This window comes from Enterobacter sp. BIDMC 26 (genome assembly GCF_000534435.1).
In the GTDB taxonomy this organism is placed as follows: domain Bacteria; phylum Pseudomonadota; class Gammaproteobacteria; order Enterobacterales; family Enterobacteriaceae; genus Enterobacter; species Enterobacter ludwigii.
Genome location: NZ_KI973182.1, coordinates 2,480,058 through 2,501,614 on the forward strand (window position 1 = coordinate 2,480,058; position 21,557 = coordinate 2,501,614).

Genomic DNA, 21,557 nt, shown 5'->3' on the forward strand with positions numbered 1-21,557 from the left:
GTCACTGCCTGTCAGACGAGTAACTTACGTGAAACAAAACGCTATACAACCCGCCAACCTCGAATTCAACGCTGAGGGTACACCTGTTTCCCGAGATTTTGATGACGTCTACTTTTCTAATGATAACGGACTGGAAGAAACCCGCTATGTTTTCCTCGACGGAAACCAGTTAAACGCCCGTTTCCCCACGCATCCGCGCAGTCTGTTCGTGGTCGCTGAGAGCGGGTTTGGTACCGGTCTGAATTTTCTCACCCTCTGGCAGATGTTCGATCAGTTTCACGCTGCTCACTCTGACGCTACACTGCAAAGATTACATTTCATCAGTTTTGAAAAATTTCCGCTCACCGCGCATGACCTTCGTCTCGCCCATCAGCACTGGCCGGAACTTGCGCCATGGGCGGAGCAGCTTCAGGCGCAGTGGCCGCCGCACCTCGGCGGCTGTCATCGTCTGCTGCTGGACGGCGGGCGCGTCACGCTGGATCTGTGGCTCGGCGACATCAATGAACTGACCGATAAGCTTGATGATTCAATGAATCAGAAAGTGGACGCATGGTTCCTTGATGGTTTTGCCCCCGCCAAGAATCCGGACATGTGGAGCCAGCATCTGTTTAACGCAATGGCACGCCTGGCGCGTCCTGGCGCAACGCTCGCGACCTTCACCTCGGCAGGCTTTGTCCGCCGCGGATTGCAGGAGGCCGGCTTTACCATGCAAAAGACCAAAGGTTTTGGTCGCAAGCGCGACATGCTGGTCGGAAGAATGGATCAGACGCTGGAGATCCCCGCTCAGACGCCCTGGTTTTCACGCAGCGCCAGCACATCACGAGAGGTAGCAATTGTCGGCGGCGGGATTGCCAGCGCCCTGCTTTCGCTCGCGCTTTTACACCGTGGCTGGCAGGTAACGCTCTACTGCGCCGACGACGCGCCGGCAAAGGGCGCTTCCGGCAACCGCCAGGGGGCGCTCTACCCACTGTTAAGCGCTCACGATCCGGCGCTGAGCCAGTTTTTCCCGGTAGCCTTTACCTTTGCCCGGCGCCTGTATGATGCCCTGCCTGTGGCGTTTGACCACGACTGGTGTGGCGTTACGCAACTGGGCTGGGATGAGAAGAGCCAGCAAAAAATCGCGCACATGTTGTCGCTGGGTCTGCCGCTCGAAATTGCCCGGGCGGTGAATGCGCAGCAGATAACCGAAACCGCGGGCGTCGATACGGGCTGCGACGGTATCCACTATCCGCTCGGTGGCTGGCTGTGTCCGGCAGATCTGACGACGGCAGCCATTGCGCTGGCGCAGTCGCGCGGGTTGACGGTGCACTATTCCCGCCAGGTCGCCTCACTTCACCACACGGAGCACTGGAACCTGCATTTCACCACGGGCGAAGAGGCGCAGCATACCTGCGTAGTGCTGGCCAACGGTCACCCTATCAGCCAGTTCAACCAGACGGAAAAGCTGCCGCTTTACCCTGTCGGCGGCCAGGTCAGCCATATCCCCACCTCGCCAGCGCTGGAAAAACTGCAGCAGGTACTCTGCTACGACGGCTATCTGACGCCACAAAATCCGTCCAACGGCCACCACTGCATTGGTGCCAGCTACCATCGCGGTGAGACCGACATGCGCTACAGCGAAGACGATCAGCAGCAAAATCGCCAGCGCCTGCTCAACTGCTTCCCGCAGGCCGACTGGGCAAAAGAGGTTGATATCAGCGCCGGTGACGCGCGCTGTGGCGTACGCTGTGCCACCCGGGACCATCTGCCGATGGCGGGAAATGTGCCTGACTATGAAGCAACGCTTGAGGCCTATCAGGATCTTGCTGAAAACCGTGATACCGCGGTGAGTGCGCCAGTTTATCCGCAGCTGTTTATGCTCGGGGGGCTCGGTTCACGGGGATTGTGCTCAGCGCCGTTGCTGGCCGAAGTGCTGGCGGCACAGATGAGTGATGAGCCCGTTCCGCTGGACAGCGTTACGCTTGCGGGGCTCAATCCCAACCGTTTGTGGGTACGGAAGTTACTGAAAGGAAAAAGGGTGAAGTAACGTGCGGGCTAATGCCCTCCCTCTCCCACCGGGAGAGGGAGGAGAAATGACTACCTGGCTTTTGCCTGCTGGAACAGGGTGTCCCACATACCCAGCACTAATGACTGGTCACGCGGAGAGAGTTCCCCTGCCTGGATCGCTTTCTCCAGGCTGCGGCTCACTTCATCATGAATGGCCTCGGCAGAGTGATCGTCCCCTGCTTCCAGCTCAGCGACAGCCAGCGTCAGGTGACCACGCAGATAACCGCTGGCGAACAGCTCATCATCACTGGCGTGTTCCACCATGTCATCAATTAACGCCAGAATGCGTGATTCAAATTCTGCGATCATCTTCTTTCCTCTGTTAAAGATCTTCCGGCCAAGGGAAGCATTCCGCCGTGATCTCCGGCGTGTGGTAATAATTCTGTAAGGCCTCGATCAGGCGCGCCGGACGTTCCGGGATGCCTTTCTCAAGATACTCCATCACCTGCGCATGAACGCGGCGCTGGAAGACAATACGGTCTGGCTCGACCTCTCCTTCGAGGTTGTCACAGCTGACGTTGAACGGGAAACCTGCCGCCACACAGAATAACCATTCCAGCGCCTGCGGTTTCACCTCCACATCTTCAAACTGGCTCTGCGTGGCGGCGTCACGGCCGTCCGGACAATACCAGTAGCCGAAGTCCACCTGCTCACGACGCGCTTTCCCCGCTATACACCAGTGCGAAATCTCGTGTAACCCGCTGGCGTAAAAGCCGTGCGCGAACACGATACGGTTATACGGCACGTCCGCATCAGCAGGAAGATAGATCGGTTCGTCGTCGCCTTTAATCAGACGGGTATTAAAATCATCAGCAAAACAGCCATCAAAAATCTCAATCAGCTGTTCGTATTTATGGGTTGTGTTCATTAATTCATTCCCAGCCAGGTGAGGATCTCTTGTCCATGGCTGTCATAAAGCAGTTTGGCACTCATGACCGCTGAGACGACAACAATCATCGGGCGAATGAGCTTCTGTCCTTTGCTTAATACCAGACGCGAGCCCGCGCGTGCGCCTAAAAACTGCCCTGCCATCATCACAAATCCGGTTGCCCAGATAACTTTGCCACCAATGATAAACAGCAGCAGGCCGCCGACGTTTGACGTCGCATTGAGCACTTTGGCGTGGGCGGTGGATTTAGCGAGATTAAAGCCGGCCAGCGTCACGAACGCAAGGGCATAGAACGAGCCTGCTCCGGGGCCAAAGAAGCCATCGTAAAACCCGACGCAGCCACCCGCGATAAGAGCGAACGGCAGGCCATGCAGACGTCGCTGCCGGTCTTCTTCCCCGAGCTTTGGCATCAACAAAAAGTAGAGACCGATGCAGATAACCAGAATGGGGAGGATCTGGCGCAGAATATCGGACTGTACATGCTGAACCAGCAGTGCACCCGAGGTCGAACCAATAAAGGTCATCAGGATATTGAGCTTCTGGTCAGCCAGACTGACGACCTTACGGCGAATAAAATAGAGCGACGCGGAGAGCGAGCCGCCGCACGCCTGAAGCTTGTTAGTGGCGAGCGCCTGTGCCGGGCTCATGCCCGCGGCCAGCAGCGCCGGTACGGTTAACAAACCACCGCCGCCCGCCAGAGCATCAATAAACCCGGCCAGCATCGCCACAAAGAAAAGCACCACCAACAGAAGCGGCGACACCATAAACAGTTCGACGAAATTATCCATTAAAGTACATGCTCATCCAGTAGCGCCTGGCAGGAAGGCGGCAACGGAGGCGGTGTCTTCTTCTCAGGCTTAGAGGTTCCAGGTTTTGCCGGCTCAAACCAGCTCTGCAGTTCCGCACCACAGCCATCGCCTGGCGGGGGTAACGGCTGATCTTCACATTCCAGGCTGTTTGCCGGGCAGCGCAGACGAACGTGCATATGTGCACGATGCTGGAACCACGGGCGCACTTTACGCAGCCAGTCGCGATCGGTGCCGGCATCCAGGCAGAGCTGCTGCTTGATGGCCGGGTTCACGAAAATCCGCGTGACATCGTTATCTTTCGCCGCCAGCTTAATCATGCTGAAGACGTCCTGCGTCCACAACGATGGCACGACGTTTTTACCGTCGCGCGCCACCAGATCCAGCGCCTGCGGTTTCAGCAACTGGGCTGAACTCCAGCGCGCTTTCGGCAGTTGCAGGAAGATATCGACATCGAGACCGGTCTGGTGACTGGCGTGTCCGCCGTTGAACCGACCGCCGGCAGGCATCCCCATATCGCCAATCAGCATCGTGCCCAGCCCCAGGTTATGCACCTGGTTTCCCAGACGCTGGATAAACAGCACCAGATCCGGGTGGCCAAAATAACGACGCTGGTCGGTACGCATCACCTGATAGGTATCGGACTGCAGCGGAAGTTCCTGTGCCCCAACGATACAGCCGTTCGAGAACGCGCCAATAGACTGCGCGCTGCCCGCCACAGGATGGGTGATTTTCTGCCATGGCGTCGCGGCCAGACTGGCTCCACTGGCAAGCAGTGCCAGCAGAGCAATGACGGTTTTTTTCATGTTTACCAGCGTGGAATGGTGGTCGTCACATCCGCATTCTGCGCGCGCTGGCGCAGGAAGTGATCCATCAGTACGATCGCCAGCATCGCTTCTGCGATCGGCACCGCACGGATCCCCACACAGGGATCGTGACGTCCTTTAGTGATCATCTCAACTTCTTCGCCAGAGCGGTTAATCGTGTGGCCTGGCACGGTAATGCTGGAAGTCGGTTTCAGCGCAATATTGGCAATAATCTGCTGACCGCTGCTGATACCGCCGAGGATGCCGCCCGCGTGGTTGCTCTGGAAACCGTCTTTGGTGATTTCGTCGCGGTTCTGGCTGCCCCGCAGCGCAACGACGTCAAAACCGTCGCCAATTTCTACGCCCTTCACCGCGTTGATGCTCATCAGTGCGTGAGCGATGTCCGCATCCAGACGGTCAAATACCGGTTCACCCCAGCCTGGCGGTACGCCATCAGCCACGACGGTGACTTTGGCACCAATGGAGTCGCCCTCTTTTTTCAGGCCACGCATCAGTTCGTCCAGCGCTTCCAGCTTATCTGCATCGGCACAGAAGAACGGATTTTGCTCGACCAGATCCCAGTCTTTGATAGCCAGTGGAATATCGCCCATCTGGGTCAGACAGCCGCGGATCACAATGCCAAATTTCTGCTGCAGGTATTTTTTGGCGATAGCCCCTGCCGCAACGCGCATCGCGGTTTCACGGGCAGACGAACGTCCGCCGCCGCGATAATCACGGAAGCCATACTTTTGTTCGTAGGTGTAATCGGCGTGTCCAGGACGGAACACATCTTTGATGGCGCCGTAATCCTGCGAGCGCTGATCGGTATTTTCAATCAGCAGCCCGATGCTGGTGCCGGTGGTGCGGCCTTCGAAAACGCCGGAAAGAATTTTGACCTGGTCCGGCTCGCGACGCTGCGTGGTGTAGCGAGAAGTCCCCGGACGACGACGGTCGAGGTCGTGCTGTAAATCAGCTTCGGTCAGTTCGATGCCTGGCGGTACGCCGTCAACGATACAGCCCAGTGCCAGCCCGTGCGATTCACCAAAGGTGGTCACCCGGAATAATTGTCCAATACTGTTTCCTGCCATCACGGCTCCGATGTCGTTATTTGTGTTTGAGCGTTGTGAAACGGGCCGAAGCCCGCTGGATTAATCTTTGTAAATGCTGAAGTATTCGCGCGCGTCAAGCAGCTGCGCTTTGGTCAGCATAAAGACGCCGTCACCGCCGTTATCGAACTCAAGCCAGGTGAACGGCACATCCGGGTACTGCTCTATCAGATGTACCATGCTGTTGCCCACTTCACAAATCAGAACACCGTCGTCGGTCAGATAATCCGGCGCGCAGGCCAGAATGCGACGGGTAAGCTTCAGGCCATCAGAGCCTGACGCCAGACCCAGCTCCGGCTCGTGGCGATATTCGTTTGGCAGATCGGACATGTCTTCCGCATCAACATACGGCGGGTTGGTGACGATCAGATCGTACTGCAGCGTTGGCAGATCGCGGAACAGATCGGAGCGGATTGGCGTAACGTGATGGATCAGACCGTGTTCTTCAATATTGTGCTCGGTCACAGCCAGCGCATCGGTGGAGATATCCACGGCATCCACTTCCGCTTCCGGGAAGGCGTACGCACAGGCAATCGCGATACAGCCGCTGCCGGTACACATATCAAGGATATGCTCTGGCTGATGGTTAATCAGGCCTTCAAAGTGGTTGTTGATCAGTTCGCCAATCGGCGAGCGCGGCACCAGAACGCGTTCATCAACATAGAACTCGTGACCACAGAACCAGGCTTTGTTGGTCAGATAGGCAACCGGAATGCGCTCGTTAACGCGGCGGATAACACGCTCCACGATACGGTGCTTTTCGCTGGAGGTCAGGCGTGCGGTACGCATGTCTTCCGGAATATCGAGCGGCAGGTAGAGGGACGGCAGCACCAGTTGAACGGCCTCATCCCACGGGTTATCGGTACCGTGCCCGTACCAGATATTTGCGGCGCTGAAGCGGCTAACCGACCAGCGCAACATGTCCTGTATGGTATGCAGCTCGTTTACTGCTTCATCGACAAAAATTTTATCCACTCTTTCCTCCAGGGCATGCTCGCATAATTTTCGGCGGCTAGTTTGCCATGAAGACGGCGATAAATCAGCAATGACGCGTCGCGCTTGAGGTTAAAAAATGCGTTTAGTCGGGTACACTGTCGGAAATACGAGATGAGAATGACCCATGAAAAAGAAAACATCCCTTAGCGAGGAGGATCAGGCGCTCTTCCGTCAGCTGATGACCGGGACGCGTCAAATCAAGCAGGACATCATTGTCCACCGTCCGATGCGCAAAAAAATCACGGAAGTCCCGGTCAAGCGATTGCTCCAGGAGCAGGCGGATAATAGCCACTATTTTTCAGATGAATTTCAGCCGCTGCTCAATACGCAGGGCGCGGTGAAGTACGTACGGGAAGATGTCAGCCACTTTGAGCTGAAAAAATTACGCCGGGGGGATTACTCGCCCGAACTGTTTCTTGATCTGCACGGTTTGACGCAGATGCAGGCGAAGCAGGAGCTGGGAGCGTTAATTGCCGCCTGTCGTCGCGAACATGTTTTCTGCGCCTGCGTGATGCACGGCCACGGCAAACATATTCTGAAGCAGCAAACACCGCTATGGCTGGCTCAGCATCCCCACGTGATGGCGTTTCATCAGGCACCCAAAGAGTACGGCGGAGATGCCGCATTACTGGTGTTGATTGAAGTAGAAGAGTGGCAGCCGCCAGAATTACCCTGACAGGACGGCGGGAGGCATATTCTGCTCCCCGCCATATCGCACGTCACATCAGATAGCTTTTGCCATCTTCAGATTGCACGGACTCATTTGCCAGTTGAAGACCCCTTTGCCCGTTTCGTCGAGAGCGACGTTGGCAATGGCGGAAGTCGTGAACATCGGCGGCGTCTCGCCCGGGCACAGCTCAGATACCAGATAGCCAACGAGTGGCAGGTGGGAAATGACCAGCGCGGAAGCGACACCTTCATTGCACAGCGCCTGAAGATAAGCGCTGACAAGGCCGACATCACCGCACGGGGTGAGTTCCGGGAGAACATCCACACTGGCTGGCAGGTTCATACACTCCCCCACCACTTCCAGCGTCTGTTCTGCACGCAGGAACGGACTCACCAGAACGCGTTCGATGTCCACTTTTTGACCTTTAAGCCAGGTCGCCATCAGACGAGATTCGTCGCAGCCACAGACGGTCAAAGGACGTACTGAGTCACTGGCGGCATCGAGTGCCGCGTCGCCGTGACGCATGATAAAAACTTGCATATTGCACCGCTTTTGTTAACCAGAATCACCGGCGTTGACTACCCGCGATTACCGCTCCGAGGTAGAAAACCCGATGGTCGGGCATTGTGCCTGATCCATTCGGTGAATGAAACGCTGTTTTTTACCTCAATGGCGTAAGTATAGTCAATCTCTGTTTACAAAATCGCCAAAACAGGTTCATACACTTCAGGATTTACCCTTTTTTGACCTCAACTTACGAGGACAGTTTCCCTTGAAGGCCAAAATGTCTGGCCCCGTTCCGCCATCTGCAATAATTCGTCACACGGTGTAAACCGCGGACCGTATTGCGAGGCCAGACGTTGCAGGATTGCAACCACTTCACCCGCACCGAGAGTGTCCATGTAACGGAACGGGCCGCCGAGGAACGGCGGGAAACCAATACCAAATACCGCACCGATGTCACCATCGCGCGCGCTTTTAATCACCTGCTCACCAAAGCAGCGTGCCGCTTCATTAAGCATCATCATCACACAGCGTTCAGCACATTGAACGGGTGACAGTTTTCCCTGACCGGTTGTCGGAATAAGCCCATAAACCGAAGGGTCGACCTGTTTCTTGCTTTTACGCCCTTTCGCGCCGTAAAGATAGAAACCGCGTTCATTTTTTCTGCCTTTGCGATCGTCCTTCAAAATTGCAGAAACAATGTTTGCAGGCGGGCTAAAACGATCTCCATAAGCATCTTCCAGCACAGGTATAATTTTAGTGCCGGTGTCGATTCCCACCTCATCCAAAAGTTGGATTGGGCCAACGGGGAACCCAAACTTCACCAGCGCCTCGTCGACGTGTTCGATCTTCTCCCCTTCCGTCAGCAGCCGCATCGCTTCATTTATATAAGGCGCCAGAATGCGGTTAACGTAAAAGCCGGCTTTGTCCGCCACCACTATCGGTGTTTTCCCCTGCATTTTGGCCAGTTTAACCACGGTAGCAACGGTTTGCGGGCTGGTGCTGGCGTGCGGGATAACCTCCACCAGCGGCATTTTTTCAACCGGACTGAAATAGTGCAGGCCAATCACCTGCTCCGGACGCTGGGCTCTGGCCGCAATATCACCAATGGGCAATGACGAGGTGTTCGACGCAAAAATGGTATGGGGTGCGCAATGTTGCTCAACGTCAGCCACCATCTGCTGCTTAAGCGCCAGGTCTTCAAACACCGCTTCAATCACCAGATCGCGATGGGCAAAACCGCTGTAGTCTGTCGTGCCGGAGATCAGTGCCAGGGTTTTATCACGCCCATTGGCCTTGATATGGCGGCGTTTAACCTTTTGATCAAGGTTCTGCCAGCTGTACTGCAGCGCGTGATTGATTCCTTTCGCATTGATGTCTTTGATACGTACAGGCAATTTGCCTTTGCTGGCGGTAACAAAAGATATTCCGCCCCCCATCAGCCCGCCACCCAGTACGCCAATGGCATGCAGCGGTGCAGGTTGCGCCTCGCTGCCGGGGTCTTTTTTTACCTCTGTACTGGCAAAAAAGATGTTACGCAGCGCCTGAGACTGCGGCGTCATCGCCAGCTCACCAAAGGCTTTTGCTTCTGCGGCATAGCCGCTGCTGCTGCCCTGAGATAAGCCCACTTCAATAACCTCAAGGATACGTTTCGCCGCCGGGTAGTTGCCTTTGGTTTTTTGTTCGGTTTTCTTGCCCGCCATGCTGAACAGGAGTGTGCGGCCCAGTGGCCCGGCCAGCACGCGCTCACGCACCGGCAGAGGACGTTTTGCCTGCCGTCCTTTGAGCGCCAGTTCAACCGCCGCCTCAAGCAAAATGGCGTGAGGAACCACCTCGTCGACCAGGCCGGCTTTCAGCGCCTGACGGGCACGCAGTTGTTTGCCGGTTAATATCATTTCCAGCGCAGTGCTGACCCCAACCAGACGCGGCAGACGCTGCGTCCCGCCGGAGCCTGGCAGGAGGCCTAACTGTACTTCAGGCAGGCCCAGAACGGTTTTCGCATCGTCGGTACAAATGCGGCTGTGACAGGCCAACGCCAGCTCCAGCCCACCGCCCAGACAGGCACCGTGGATCGCCGCGATGACCGGGATAGACAGCGCATGGATCTCCGCCATAACCTGTTGTCCCTGACGCGCCAGCTCTTCGGCTTCCTGTGCGCTTTGCGCCCGGGCAATCATGTTGATATCGGCTCCGGCAATAAAGTTGTCCGGTTTCGCCGAGATAAACACCAGGCCGCGAATCGCTTTGTTCTCACGGATCTGCTTTAGCATCGCGCGCACCTGAACGCCGAACTCGGCTTTCAGGGTGTTCATCTTCTCGTTGGGAACATCGATAGTAATAACGGCGACGTTATCGAGGCGTACCGTCAGATTAAATGCAGATGGCATATCCATTATTCAGCCTCCAGAACCATTGCCGCGCCCAGACCACCCGCTGCGCAGGCGGTTACGAGACCAAAACCACCGCCCCGGCGACGTAACTCATGTAATGTCTGAGTGATCATCCTCGCCCCCGTCGCCGCAAATGGATGACCGTAGGCGATGGAGCCACCCAGGACGTTAAATTTGCTCTGATCCACTTCGCCAGTGGCATGCGCCCGGCCAAGAACATCGCGCGCGAAACGCTCACTCGCCAGCAGTTGTATGTTTGCCAGGGTTTGTGCAGCAAAGGCTTCGTGCATATCAATGAGGGTTAAATCCGCGAGGGTAAGTCCCGCGCGTTCCAGCGCCAGCGGTGTGGACCACGCCGGCCCTAACAACATGTCCTGCCACACATCTATCGCCGTGAAGGCGTAGCTGCGCAGGTAGCCCAGCGGTTTTATGCCCAGCTCTTTGGCACGGGATTCCGTCATCAGGATCACCGCGGCGGCACCGTCCGTCAGCGGAGTACTGTTGGCGGCCGTGACGGTACCGTGTTTGCGGTCAAATGCCGGACGGAGCCTGGCGTAATCCGCCATCGTCGAGCTGCCGCGAATATTGTTATCTTCTGAGAGCGGTTCACGGTATGGCGGGATGTACGCCGTCATGACTTCATCAGCCAGTTTGCCTTCCGACCAGGCTTTCGCCGCCAGCTGATGTGAGCGATGAGCCAGCGCATCCTGCTGCTCACGGGTGATCCCGTAAGTTTTTGCCATCTGCTCGGCGGTATCGCCCATTCTCAAACCGGTGGAATACTCCGCCACTGCGGGCGGTACAGGCATGAGGTCACGCAGGCGTAAGCGTGAGAAAAGTTTGAGTTTCTGACCGACGGTACGGGCTTTGTTGGCGTCAACCAGGATCCGGGCCAGCTTTTTACTGACCCCAATCGGCAGAACCGAAGAGGAGTCCGCCCCGCCGGCGATCCCAGCACGAATGGTACCTGCCATCAGGCTTTCAGCCACGTTAGCCACCGCCTGGAAACTGGTAGCACATGCCCGGCTGACGCTGTAGGCATCAGTGTGGACATTCATCCCCGTACCGAGGACGATTTCGCGCGCAATATTGGGTGCTTCAGGCATCTGCACAACCTGGCCAAAAACCAGCTGCTCGATGACCTCAGGCGGAATTTCGCTGCGAGCCAGCATCTCCCCCACCACCATTTTCCCCAGATCGACAGCCGGTATGCCATGAAACGCTGTCGCCTGACGTGCAAATGGCGTACGTAATCCACTGACAATGGCAATGCGATCGCCCTGACGGGTAATAAGCGGTAACGCCTGACTCATAACCTTCCCCTGTAAAATTTTTTACTCAAACATAAAGTGGTCTGACCTGATAACAGTCTTAACCATTTTTTTACATTCAGCCAATCAGGGAAACGAAAAAGTGCGAGCTAAGGCACAGAGAAGAAAAAGAAAATGTCTCTGCGAAAACAAAAGCAAAACGGTAACCCGAAGGTTACCGTTTTAGTGTGCACCCTCTTCTGTGAGAGAGGGGCCAGGATGAGGGCATTACGCCGTTGAGGTTAGCGCAGACCCAACTGGAAAATTAGCGTTTCCGCCTCGCAGGCGAACACAAAGTCGATATCCAGCTTTACACCGCCGTCCACGTCAGTAAAGGTGGATTTGATTTCGCACGGATCGGATTCGACTTCACGTGCACGTTTGCTCAGCGCGGCCAGGGTTTCTTCCGCCTCGGCGCGGTTGCTGAATACACGGCTGTAAGAGGCGGTGCAATCGGAGTTGTCCATGATGGTACCAACATCCATACAGCAGCAAACCGGGGTTTCATCAGCACTGCATTTACTCATAGCTCAATTTCCTCTGTATTCGCGCAAGGCGCGAGATAAACACGATGCTGCTATTTTACGCCCTGGGGCTGGCTCTCTCCAGCCGTTAATGGCGCAAAAGCGGATAAGTGACCAATATCACACTAAAAAATGATCTAGAGCAAAAATCACCCTTTCAGACGATTCGCAATGGTCACAATTTTGCCAACCAGATCTCGTTTCAAGAAACATGTTTGAAAATATTAATAAACAAACTTGCAACATTCTGGCTGGTCAGACCTATACTCTCGCCACTGGTCTGATTTGTATGTCATACCTCAGACCCTACACTTCGCGCTCCTGTTACGGTATGTAACAATTATTGAATAAAAATAACTCAATGAGGTTATGGTCATGAGCCAGAAAACCCTGTTCAAAAAGACTGCGCTGGCAGTCGCAGTGGCAATCGTCTCTACGTCCGCCTGGTCCGCGGGCTTTCAGTTAAACGAATTTTCTTCCTCTGGCCTTGGCCGTGCGTATTCCGGGGAAGGCGCAATTGCTGATGATGCGGGCAACGCGAGTCGTAACCCTGCACTGATCATGATGTTCGATCGTCCGACCTTCTCTGCTGGTGCAATCTTTGTTGATCCGGGTGTTGATATCTCGGGCCGCTCTCCAACAGGCGCCAGCCTGAAGGCAGACAACATCGCGCCAACAGCCTGGGTGCCAAACCTCCACTTCGTTGCGCCAATTAATGACCAGTTCGGCTGGGGCGCTTCCGTGACGTCTAACTACGGTCTGGCTACCGAGTTTAATAATAACTACGCCGCAGGGGCGTATGGCGGTAAAACCGACCTTGAAACCCTGAACCTGAACCTGAGCGGTGCTTACCGTCTGGACAACCACTGGAGCTTCGGCGTCGGCTTTGATGCGGTTTATGCTAAAGCGAAGATCGAGCGCTACGCGGGTGATCTGGGTAAAGTCGTTGCTGGCTCAGGCGCTCTGCCGCCGATTCCGGGTCTGGCACAGCAGGTTGCAGGTATTCCGGCAGATACCCAGATTGCTTACCTTAAGGGTGACGAATGGGGCTTCGGCTGGAACGCCGGTATCCTTTATGAAATCGATAAAAATAACCGCTACGGTTTAACCTACCGTTCCGAAGTGAAAATTGACTTCGATGGCGATTATAAGAGCAGCCTGCCTTCAGCCTATAACCAGATTCTGGGTAGCTTCGGCCTGCCAATGGGCACCGACGGCCGTACCACTGGCGGTTCTCTGAGCCTGCACTTGCCAGAAATGTGGGAACTGTCGGGTTATAACAAAGTGGCACCGCAGTGGGCGGTTCACTATAGCCTGACCTACACCAGCTGGAGTCAGTTCCAGGAGCTGAAAGCGACCAACAGCAATGGTGACACGCTCTTCTATAAAGATGAAAGCTTCCGTGATGCCTACCGTATCGCGCTGGGTACCACCTACTATATGGATGACAACTGGACATTCCGTACCGGTATTGCCTTCGATGATAGTCCGGTACCGGCTGACAAGCGTTCCATCTCCATTCCAGACCAGGACCGCTTCTGGCTGAGCGCAGGTGCAACCTATGCCTTCAATAAAGATGCTTCTATCGATGCGGGCATCTCTTACATGCACGGTCAAAAAGTTAACTTTAAGGAGGGGCCGTATGAGTTCTCTTCTGAAGGTAAAGCCTGGCTGTATGGCATGAACTTCAACTACGCGTTCTAATCGCGCAGGGATTAAAAAAGGTGAGCATGGCTCACCTTTTTTCTTTATTCCGGGTCGATATCTTTATTCCGAGTCGATATCTTTTAATTCGTTCTCGATTGCTTTCGCGTTCGGATTCTCTTCCGGCTTCAGCTTGCCGCCATTGGCAATAAAGTCGTGATTCTGGAAGTAAGCTTCGCGGACCATAATATACGGGTCAGAAGACTGACGTAGCAGACCGTCCGAATCAAGCAGTTGCGCACGCGTCTCGATCCCTTCCACCGTCCATTTTCCTACCGACAGCGGCCAGGTCAGCCACGACAGAACCGGATACAGCGTATCCACCATGTCGCCGCCGTCATCACGTACGGTGAAACTGCCGTAGAATGGCAGATGAACATACGGACCATAACCCACGCCATAATGCCCCATCGTACTGCCGAAACGGTGCGGCTGCTCACGCTGAAGTTTCGGGTTCGCCATACCGGCAACATCGATGAATCCCCCCATCCCCAGCAATGAGTTCAGGAAGAAGCGGGTAAAGTGCACCATACCCTGATACGGATCGCCCTGCAGGAAGTAGTTCACCATCACCGCAGGTTCTTCCAGGTTACTGGTGAAGTTACTCAACCCGTTACGCGCAGGTTGTGGAACATAATCACGCCATGCAACTGCCACCGGGCGAACCACATACGGGTCCAGCACGTTGTAGTTGAAGCTGTACATTGAGCGGTTAAATCCTTCGAGAGGATCGGAGCGTCCCGTTTGCTCTCCAGAGCTGGCGCAGCCCACAAGCATCGTCGCGCCCAGCGCAAGCGCCGACAGCCGAAGTTTCATAAATATCTCCCTGTTCAGTATGGCTATCGTTGATTGCCATCCGTAACGGAGCATGGGTTGCTCCGCCTGTAAACGTGCAAGTGATTGTAACAGCACGTTTACCGATGTCTACGAGCACAATTACGGGCAGTAACCACCGTCACTCTGATCTCAGCATAGCCTGGCTTTTAGAATTCGTTTCGCTGGCAATTTTATAATGTCTTTTAATGAGATGTATCGCCTTTGTTGCCATTGCCGCCAATTTAAGAGCATCCCCACGGGCATTTCATTAAAAGCCGCTACGCTTTATAGAAAGATCATCGTGTTGGAGTGGCTATGAAAGAAGTGGGCGAAGAAAAAATTGGCGAGAGTAATGAGGAAATTGAAATTGAAAGCGAGGAAAAAGAGCGCGGTGAGGAGATAGAAATCAATGAAGATCGCCTTCCTTCCCGTGCGATGGCGATCCATGAACATATCCGACAGGATGGCGAAAAAGAGATGGAGCGTGATGCCATGGCTCTGTTTTGGTCGGCCATCGCGGCAGGCTTGTCGATGGGCGCCTCACTCCTCGCCAAGGGCATATTTCATGTGCAACTGGAAGGGGTACCCGGTGGATTTTTACTTGAAAATCTCGGCTACACCTTTGGCTTTGTGATTGTCATTATGGCGCGCCAGCAGCTGTTTACTGAAAACACCGTTACTGCCGTTCTCCCGGTGATGCAAAACCCTACCCTCGGTAATTTCGGTTTACTGATGCGTTTATGGAGCGTGGTGCTGCTGGGGAATATCATCGGTACAGGCGTGGCGGCATGGGCATTTGAATATATGCCGATATTCGATGAGCCCACCCGGGATGCCTTCGTGAAAATCGGTATGGACGTAATGAAAAACACGCCGTTCGAAATGTTCTCGAATGCCATCATCTCCGGCTGGATAATCGCGACCATGGTGTGGATGTTTCCTTCCGCGGGCAGTGCCAAAATTGTCGTGATCATATTAATGACCTGGTTGATAGCGCTGGCTGACACCACGCACATCGTGGTCGGAACTGTTGAAATCCTCTATCTGGTCTTTAATGGTACGCTTCACTGGAGCGATTTTTTCTGGCCGTTCGCCCTGCCGACGCTGGCAGGCAATATCTGCGGCGGAACGTTTATCTTCGCACTGTTAAGCCATGCGCAAATCCGTAACGACATGTCTAATAAGCGCAAGGCCGAACAGAAAGCGCGGGAAAACGATGATAAATCTGCAAAAAAATCGACCTGAATGGTGACTCTTTGAGCAGTCAGGCGGCGATGAGCTTAACGCAAAGTGTAAATGAGGCTATACTCGTGCCGCCTTGTCCCCTTAGTTAAATGGATATAACGAGCCCCTCCTAAGGGCTAGTTGCAGGTTCGATTCCTGCAGGGGACACCATGTACCCCCTCTCCTGATGTCTACCAGACTCAAGAAAACTCCCTTATAAACAGTGATACACTCTCTCCTCTTGCTACCCGATCTCAACCGACTTCGCGCTTTTTCAATCGCTCTTTTGATCCTGATGGTTACAGCTGTGCCTACTCAGGGATAGTCCGCTTTAAGAATATCAAGTTGCTCATCGCGTCAGATACGACCACTTTGCACTCCAGACGTCTCCACCATCACCCCTACCGCATCTGAAGTCCGCTCTGGTCACTCACCCATCTCGGTAACAGACTGAATTTCATAAAATTTTTAGCACCATTTTACTCTGGTGAATTCCGTTTTATTTCAGCGTATCGGGCTGCCAGTTGTTTCAGATGCATCTCCAGCTGAGACCTCGCAGCTGCAGGTAAAGGTACACCAGGAGGATTTTCGGACAAGATACGCAGTTGCTCTTCAGCCGGAATGGACTGGTTAAAAGACTGCCGGACGGAAAATACAACGGACTTCAGTTCACTGACCGTCATGTATTTGCCTTTCTGCTCATCAAGCCCGTTCAGCCGGTCACTCAATTTTTGTAGCGTTGACATTCCCTTATACCAGCCATTGAGCTGTTCTACCGGTAATGCGGCAGCATTAAGGTGTTGCTGCCACTGTTGTATCAGGGGTTTTGCTTGCTCCGGCCACAGCACCTGAGCCTGTTCTGTAAGTTTTCGGCTGTAAGTAATACTCCAGTCAGGAGGCAATTTATCCAGTCGGGCAAGCTGCTGCTGTGTTTGTTCTATCATTGTTTGTGATGACGGAGATTGTTGACGCAACATATCCAGTTTTTCAGGCGCGAGAGGTGCAGGTAACGGAGCCAGTGAGGCAGCAAGCTGAGTCTGTAGCGGGTCTGGCCGGTGAAGAAATTGCCAGCTCCACACTGCGCTCGTACTTATTATCAGCATGGTACACATTCCGGCAGCGAAGGATTTCCACTTTTTTACCTGAGTGGGCATTGCCGTCAGTACTTCCACATTTGGGTGGTGTTCTGGCTGTGCAACGAATACCCACTTCACTGGGCTGTCTGGCGCTGGGGTCTCTTCAGAGAGACTACCGGTATGAGAGCCTGTTGATATTACTGCACCATTCTTTACGGTGGCAGGCAGGACAATCCCAGACTGAATATTCGACCCGGTACCGGTTGTATCGTTGCTGTTTTCCAGCCGGACAGCGCTGTTGTGCATCAGGGAACGCAACGTATCGAGCTGGCTCAGATGCTTAAGCTCCAGACGTTGAAGTACCTCCCCCAGACTGCCAAGCAGTTGCTCAGCCCGATACAGTTGTCTGAGATCGCTGTAATTGAGCGGGAGCGAGCGCATCCGCTGCTGAAGACGCTGGTTCAGACTGCTGAGGATTTCCATGCGGGCATGTACCGGCTGCGGCCACAGTGTCCCCCACTGATGGCTTATCAGCGCATCCAGTATCGCCAGGCCTTCATTGAGGCCGAATAAGCCGGCCAGCTGCGTCCGTGCCAGCGTGTACCAAGCCGCCGTCTGTAACTCCACACCGTTTTGCTCAAACAGTGAAAGGCAGAGTTTTTCGACATAATGCCAGTTCACATCCGGACGAGCCGGATGTGTCAGCTTACTCAGTTCATCACGCAGGGTGGCATAATCCGCTAGCGTGCGCGGATCGCCACCGGTTTTTAGTTTACGTGGAGTGATGTCATGCATGACCAGTTGTCCATTTGACATATAAGGAGGAGCTATAGAAGGTTATTGTTTCTGCAATATCAGCCAGACTTTTACTGACAGATGGAGCCTGCGCGGGCTGTCTGATCTTACAGGCGGGTCGTCGTGTCGAGATAATGCTGTTGCTTAAGATGTCGCAGGAGAACCCGCCCTTCTGGCATAAACTCGGTGCCATAGCGCACCAGACCAACACCTTTGAGTTCGGCATCAATGGCATAGCGCATTTCGCCCGGGACGTCCTGCTCCAGCAGGACAACCGTTATTTTTTTCAGACGAGGCTCATATTTGAGCAAAACAGCCGACAGGGTGCCCATCAGCTCATGGGCAGTGCCCGGCATGCCCTGCAGAATTTTTGCCATATCCGGCAAACCATAGTCCGGCAGATGCGCCAGCGTGCCCGCACGGCTGCTGAGAATACGCTGCATGTTGTCGAGTACGGACAGAATGACCTGGTTCTGCTCACTGACCTGATGCAGGTCGAGGCTGCCGGTAAAGTTGCCGTAGAGCGTTTCATACAACGAAGGACGGGCTGACTCACTCATCTTTCAGCGCCTGCAGGGTCAGCCGGTTATTGTCCGCTTCAATCACCCGGGCCTTATCCGGATCAAGGTCATCGCGGCTCAGTACCACGCGCCAGGTATTGTTCACCTGATCCGGTGACATAAACATCCCGGCTACTGCCACATACTGAGCGTCTTCCTCCATTGGCATATCGACCGTCACCGCGCCGCCCGGCTGCAGGCGGATATCCTTTTCGGCCACCTGGTCAGCCCTGATAGCCTGACTGTCGGTTTTAAACAGTGACGGGTAGTCCATGCTGTCGAAGGTCTTTCGATCTTTCAACTGATAAATTCTGACAACAGTGGACAATGCCACTCCGCCGGCATTGCTGTTCACGCCTTCGCGGGCGCGTATATCCAGATGCAGGGTTTTTACCTGCTTATAAAAAATCGACCTGGTCACAGCAACGGTGCCGTCTGTCACTTTTTGAGTCAGCCCACAGCCCGCGAGTATCATTGTGATACCAGCGACCAGCGCAGCCAGAGGAAATTTACCAGCGGTAATCGCCATCTTCATCGGTCTCCCTGCGGTGAATATTTTCTTGTACCCGCTCATAGCGGCCAAGATTGATGGTTATGGTTTTGGGGTGCGCGGCGATGTTCGCCGCATTCAGCGGTCGCATAACGGCAGTGCGGCCCAACTGTACTGCGCCAGCTTTAGGGTGAATACTCATCGTCGCGTCCGGCAACAGGCTACGGTCGACACACAGCTGCAGGCGGACATCAAGCCGTGACCCAAGATACACGTGCAGCAGCGCCATCAGGTCCGTGTGAAGCTCCCCACCCGGTAACCAGCCCTGCACTTCATCCGGGTCGGTTGTGACCAGACGCATCAGTACCTGGCTGTTCACCTCGGTGGCATAGTTGCCCATCACCGGACGATTTGTCAGGGTGACAGGCTGGCTAACGCTCATGGTCAGGGGCTTCTTCAGCGGCACACGGCGTTTATCATGGTGCCAGATTTTCGCCTGCGTGTTGGGTGCCAGCAGACGCACCAGCGAGGTCATACCTTCCCCAGTCCGCCCCGGCAATAGCATGACCGGCAGCAGCGCCAGAAAGCGTGAGGCTGGCGTCGCTATGCTGTCTGTGCATCCATCAATTCCTAGGCCGGCAAGCCCCAGAAGGTACTGCGAGGTTTTGTCTTTCCCCCCTTCCTCAAAGGTTGCCGGATACGAATATTTCCGCCAGATGCGGTAGTACTGGGCAATCAGTCGGTGGTTAAAGATATCGAGGAAATCCGCAGTGGCTTCATACCCTTCCCGCCGCTGGGTGATGTCATCAATGTAGTGTGTCGGCAGCGGAGACTCCACGCCGTAGAGCCCCATAAAGGTAATACGCACCGTTGGTGGAAGATGCGAATGCTCAGACTGTTCAATCCCTTTGATTTCAGATGCCGGGAAGCCCATGCCCGGATGGGGCCGGAAGCGTACCGGTTCATGACGTACCTGCCAGGTGCTGCCCGTAACCGGTTTGTCAGGCTGGCTCTGTTCCAGTAACTGGCAGAAGCGGTAAAAGTTAATATATGGCAGCCGATCGCCCAGCCGCTTTATCAGCCTGGCAGGCGCGGACTGTGATTCTCTTTCCACCGGATGCATTTTCCTTCTGGCTGAACGATGAGGGTGAGCTGGTTGAACTGATTCATATCGGCATACAACGAAAAGAACCGGTTAAGCATTTCACCAAACAGGTGAATATCGCCCTCACCGGTGAAGCCGTTGCTGTCGAGGGTCACTTCGATATCCAGCCCCCGCAACAGGTAGCCCTGCTCAAAACGTTGAAGGCGGTGGTGCTCAACATGCTGTATCGCTTCCAGACGCCGGGTGTTCAGCTCATCTTCCTGCCAGTTATAGAGCGCAAGCGTCCCGCGTAGCACTTCGGCGGTGCTCATCATGTTCAGGAACCCGGAGCCCAGGTGGCTCAATACCCTCCAGTGGAAACGGTCTTCCGCAGGCGGGTATACCGGCAGCGTGGGCTTACAGAGGTTGTGAACCGTCAGTTGCGTATCCACCACCTGCTCGCAGCGGTCCAGCAGCGTGCTCTGCAGTGCCCGGCGCGGTAACTGACCGTTGGTACCCGTGATTTGCAGCGAGACAGCTTCGCGCTCAAACAGGCGGTCATCTTCCCACTGGTGCCCGCCAAGGATAAGCCAGGTGTCATATAGCCCAGTGATGCCACGCTTTACACGGGTGTGGTAATACCGGGGCGGCGCATGACGGCGCATCATTCCACCCTTGTGGCGGAAGCTGCTGAACGGCACGTATTCGGCATCACGAGTCCTGTTTGAGCCGGTGACTGAATCGACGGCATAAATCTCGGTGTGTCCATCCTGCAGCCGTTTAGGGCGCAGCAGGTACTCACTTTCCAGCCCCGTAATGGTGAGCGGATCCGCCTCCAGCGTGAAAAGGTTAATCACTGGCACACAGTGCAGACGAACCGCGTCATCGGTGACCGGCAGGTCTGATGGCCACGGCGTACTGAACACGACCTCAATGTCGAAGTACTCTGCCCCGGCAGGTGGCGTGATACCGGCCAGACCATTGAGGTGGACAAACATAAACTTGTCGCGGAAAGTGAAGTACTCCAGCAGCAACTGGTAGCCACTGAAAGCGGCGTCACCTTTCGGCCACAGGCCGTCCTCTTCAGCAAACCCGCCCGGCGAGAAATAACCGTCAAGCCGGATACGATCAGTCTGCCCGGGCAGGCGCATGTACAGCGCCGCCTGCCGTTTGGTGAGCATCAGATGTAACTGGTTGCTGACGGGGGCATCCGCCCCGAGATACAGGCTCAGACGGCTGAGGTCAGCACTGGACCAGTCTGCCTGGCTGCTGCAGGCAAAGCGTATCCGCAACAGCGACCGACCGTCGGGTTCAGTTGTCATGGTAATGCCCGAAACACCCAGGGGATTAAGCCTCACATCCTGGGTGGTACGGTAACGACAGACGGTGTTCTTTGGCCCTACCGGACGGGAATATATCTCAAGACCCGCTGGCACCACTTCTGCCATTTTCATCGCATGCGGCGCAGGGGTAAATGCCACTACCGAGAGCGACGGAATAGTGCGTAGATAGTGTGGCCAGAGCATGCTGACCAGCCCTTCTGTCAGTTCCGGCAGATCGTCATCTATCTTTTCACGCAGGCGCCCCATCGAAAAAGCAAAGCCTTCGAACAGGCGTTCAACATACGGATCTGGTGTACCGGCCTTGTCGAGGTCCAGCATCGCGGCGCGAGCGGGGTGGGTTTGGGCAAATTCTTTCGCGGCCTCACGCAGGTAGCGCATTTCCGCGTCGTAATAACGCAGGGTCAAATCTTCCATTTAT

The 21,557-nt window shown here is 54.9% G+C and carries 20 protein-coding genes and 1 tRNA gene; 5 read left to right on the forward strand and 16 right to left on the reverse strand.

All coding sequences use genetic code 11. The features are described 5' to 3' along the window. Nucleotides 1-28: 28 nt before the first annotated feature. Nucleotides 29-2,026: a bifunctional tRNA (5-methylaminomethyl-2-thiouridine)(34)-methyltransferase MnmC2/FAD-dependent 5-carboxymethylaminomethyl-2-thiouridine(34) oxidoreductase MnmC1 gene (gene mnmC / locus L462_RS11750; RefSeq protein WP_032678621.1), complete on the forward strand. Its 1,998-nt coding sequence runs from the start codon at nucleotides 29-31 to the stop codon at nucleotides 2,024-2,026. Nucleotides 2,027-2,076: 50 nt separating this feature from the next. Here the strand turns inward: mnmC and L462_RS11745 are convergent, their stop codons facing one another. Genes L462_RS11745 through prmB form a run of 6 tightly spaced genes read right to left on the reverse strand, consistent with a single transcriptional unit; the run spans nucleotide 2,077 to nucleotide 6,628 of the window. Next, nucleotides 2,077-2,355, reverse strand: a complete 279-nt coding sequence (locus L462_RS11745; protein ID WP_020883115.1) for a YfcL family protein — start codon at nucleotides 2,353-2,355, stop codon at nucleotides 2,077-2,079. A 13-nt stretch (nucleotides 2,356-2,368) separates the two neighbouring features. Further along, complete coding sequence (locus L462_RS11740) at nucleotides 2,369-2,914, reverse strand: elongation factor P hydroxylase (protein WP_020883114.1); 546 nt, start codon at nucleotides 2,912-2,914, stop codon at nucleotides 2,369-2,371. Beyond that, a complete protein-coding gene (locus L462_RS11735) occupies nucleotides 2,914-3,723 on the reverse strand; it encodes a sulfite exporter TauE/SafE family protein (RefSeq protein WP_014171043.1) in 810 nt (269 codons plus the stop codon). The genes L462_RS11740 and L462_RS11735 overlap by 1 nt, the downstream gene beginning before the upstream one ends. After that, entirely contained in the window at nucleotides 3,723-4,547 is an 825-nt protein-coding gene (mepA, locus tag L462_RS11730; protein ID WP_014171044.1) for a penicillin-insensitive murein endopeptidase, read from the reverse strand. The genes L462_RS11735 and mepA overlap by 1 nt, the downstream gene beginning before the upstream one ends. Nucleotides 4,548-4,549: 2 nt before the next feature. After that, nucleotides 4,550-5,635, reverse strand: a complete 1,086-nt coding sequence (gene aroC, locus L462_RS11725) for a chorismate synthase (RefSeq protein ID WP_025203566.1) — start codon at nucleotides 5,633-5,635, stop codon at nucleotides 4,550-4,552. Nucleotides 5,636-5,695: 60 nt separating this feature from the next. Next, nucleotides 5,696-6,628 (reverse strand): 50S ribosomal protein L3 N(5)-glutamine methyltransferase, encoded by a 933-nt coding sequence (prmB, locus tag L462_RS11720; RefSeq protein WP_014171046.1) that lies wholly within the window; start codon nucleotides 6,626-6,628, stop codon nucleotides 5,696-5,698. Nucleotides 6,629-6,773: 145 nt separating this feature from the next. On the opposite strand from prmB, the gene smrB reads away from it, so the two are divergent. Then, a complete protein-coding gene (gene smrB, locus L462_RS11715) occupies nucleotides 6,774-7,325 on the forward strand; it encodes an endonuclease SmrB (protein WP_014171047.1) in 552 nt (183 codons plus the stop codon). 48 nt (nucleotides 7,326-7,373) lie between these two features. On the opposite strand, the gene sixA is transcribed toward smrB, so the two are convergent. The 4 genes from sixA to L462_RS11695 form a co-directional block, all read right to left on the reverse strand. Further along, complete coding sequence (gene sixA / locus L462_RS11710) at nucleotides 7,374-7,859, reverse strand: phosphohistidine phosphatase SixA (protein WP_014171048.1); 486 nt, start codon at nucleotides 7,857-7,859, stop codon at nucleotides 7,374-7,376. Between the two features lie 209 nt (nucleotides 7,860-8,068). Continuing rightward, a complete protein-coding gene (fadJ, locus tag L462_RS11705) occupies nucleotides 8,069-10,216 on the reverse strand; it encodes a fatty acid oxidation complex subunit alpha FadJ (protein ID WP_032678622.1) in 2,148 nt (715 codons plus the stop codon). Continuing rightward, on the reverse strand, nucleotides 10,216-11,526 hold the full coding sequence (gene fadI, locus L462_RS11700) for an acetyl-CoA C-acyltransferase FadI (protein ID WP_032678623.1): 1,311 nt from the start codon (nucleotides 11,524-11,526) through the stop codon (nucleotides 10,216-10,218). Before fadI ends, fadJ begins: the two co-directional genes overlap by 1 nt. A gap of 239 nt (nucleotides 11,527-11,765) precedes the next feature. Next, nucleotides 11,766-12,050: a YfcZ/YiiS family protein gene (locus tag L462_RS11695; RefSeq protein WP_014171053.1), complete on the reverse strand. Its 285-nt coding sequence runs from the start codon at nucleotides 12,048-12,050 to the stop codon at nucleotides 11,766-11,768. A 372-nt stretch (nucleotides 12,051-12,422) separates the two neighbouring features. Here L462_RS11695 and fadL point away from each other — a divergent pair, with 372 nt between their 5' ends. Then, entirely contained in the window at nucleotides 12,423-13,751 is a 1,329-nt protein-coding gene (fadL, locus tag L462_RS11690; RefSeq protein WP_020883109.1) for a long-chain fatty acid transporter FadL, read from the forward strand. 63 nt (nucleotides 13,752-13,814) lie between these two features. Here fadL and mlaA read toward each other — a convergent pair whose 3' ends face one another. Beyond that, entirely contained in the window at nucleotides 13,815-14,567 is a 753-nt protein-coding gene (mlaA, locus tag L462_RS11685; RefSeq protein ID WP_020883108.1) for a phospholipid-binding lipoprotein MlaA, read from the reverse strand. 315 nt (nucleotides 14,568-14,882) lie between these two features. Between mlaA and L462_RS11680 the strand changes: the two genes are divergently transcribed. Together L462_RS11680 and L462_RS11675 are read left to right on the forward strand one after the other, a co-directional pair. Continuing rightward, complete coding sequence (locus tag L462_RS11680; protein WP_020883107.1) at nucleotides 14,883-15,812, forward strand: formate/nitrite transporter family protein; 930 nt, start codon at nucleotides 14,883-14,885, stop codon at nucleotides 15,810-15,812. Between the two features lie 75 nt (nucleotides 15,813-15,887). Continuing rightward, nucleotides 15,888-15,962, forward strand: a tRNA-Arg gene (locus L462_RS11675). A 308-nt stretch (nucleotides 15,963-16,270) separates the two neighbouring features. Here L462_RS11675 and L462_RS11670 read toward each other — a convergent pair. The 5 genes from L462_RS11670 to tssF form a co-directional block, all read right to left on the reverse strand. Beyond that, nucleotides 16,271-17,662 carry a VasL domain-containing protein gene (locus L462_RS11670; protein ID WP_032678624.1) on the reverse strand — a complete coding sequence of 464 codons (1,392 nt, stop codon included), beginning with the start codon at nucleotides 17,660-17,662 and terminating at the stop codon, nucleotides 16,271-16,273. 107 nt (nucleotides 17,663-17,769) lie between these two features. Then, nucleotides 17,770-18,222, reverse strand: coding sequence for a type VI secretion system baseplate subunit TssE (tssE, locus tag L462_RS11665; RefSeq protein WP_032678625.1), 453 nt, complete (start codon nucleotides 18,220-18,222; stop codon nucleotides 17,770-17,772). Further along, nucleotides 18,215-18,751, reverse strand: a complete 537-nt coding sequence (gene tssJ / locus L462_RS11660) for a type VI secretion system lipoprotein TssJ (RefSeq protein ID WP_181006732.1) — start codon at nucleotides 18,749-18,751, stop codon at nucleotides 18,215-18,217. The genes tssE and tssJ overlap by 8 nt, the downstream gene beginning before the upstream one ends. Further along, on the reverse strand, nucleotides 18,732-19,835 hold the full coding sequence (tssG, locus tag L462_RS11655) for a type VI secretion system baseplate subunit TssG (protein WP_032678627.1): 1,104 nt from the start codon (nucleotides 19,833-19,835) through the stop codon (nucleotides 18,732-18,734). The genes tssJ and tssG overlap by 20 nt, the downstream gene beginning before the upstream one ends. Further along, entirely contained in the window at nucleotides 19,790-21,553 is a 1,764-nt protein-coding gene (tssF, locus tag L462_RS11650) for a type VI secretion system baseplate subunit TssF (protein ID WP_032678628.1), read from the reverse strand. The genes tssG and tssF overlap by 46 nt, the downstream gene beginning before the upstream one ends. Nucleotides 21,554-21,557 lie beyond the last annotated feature (4 nt).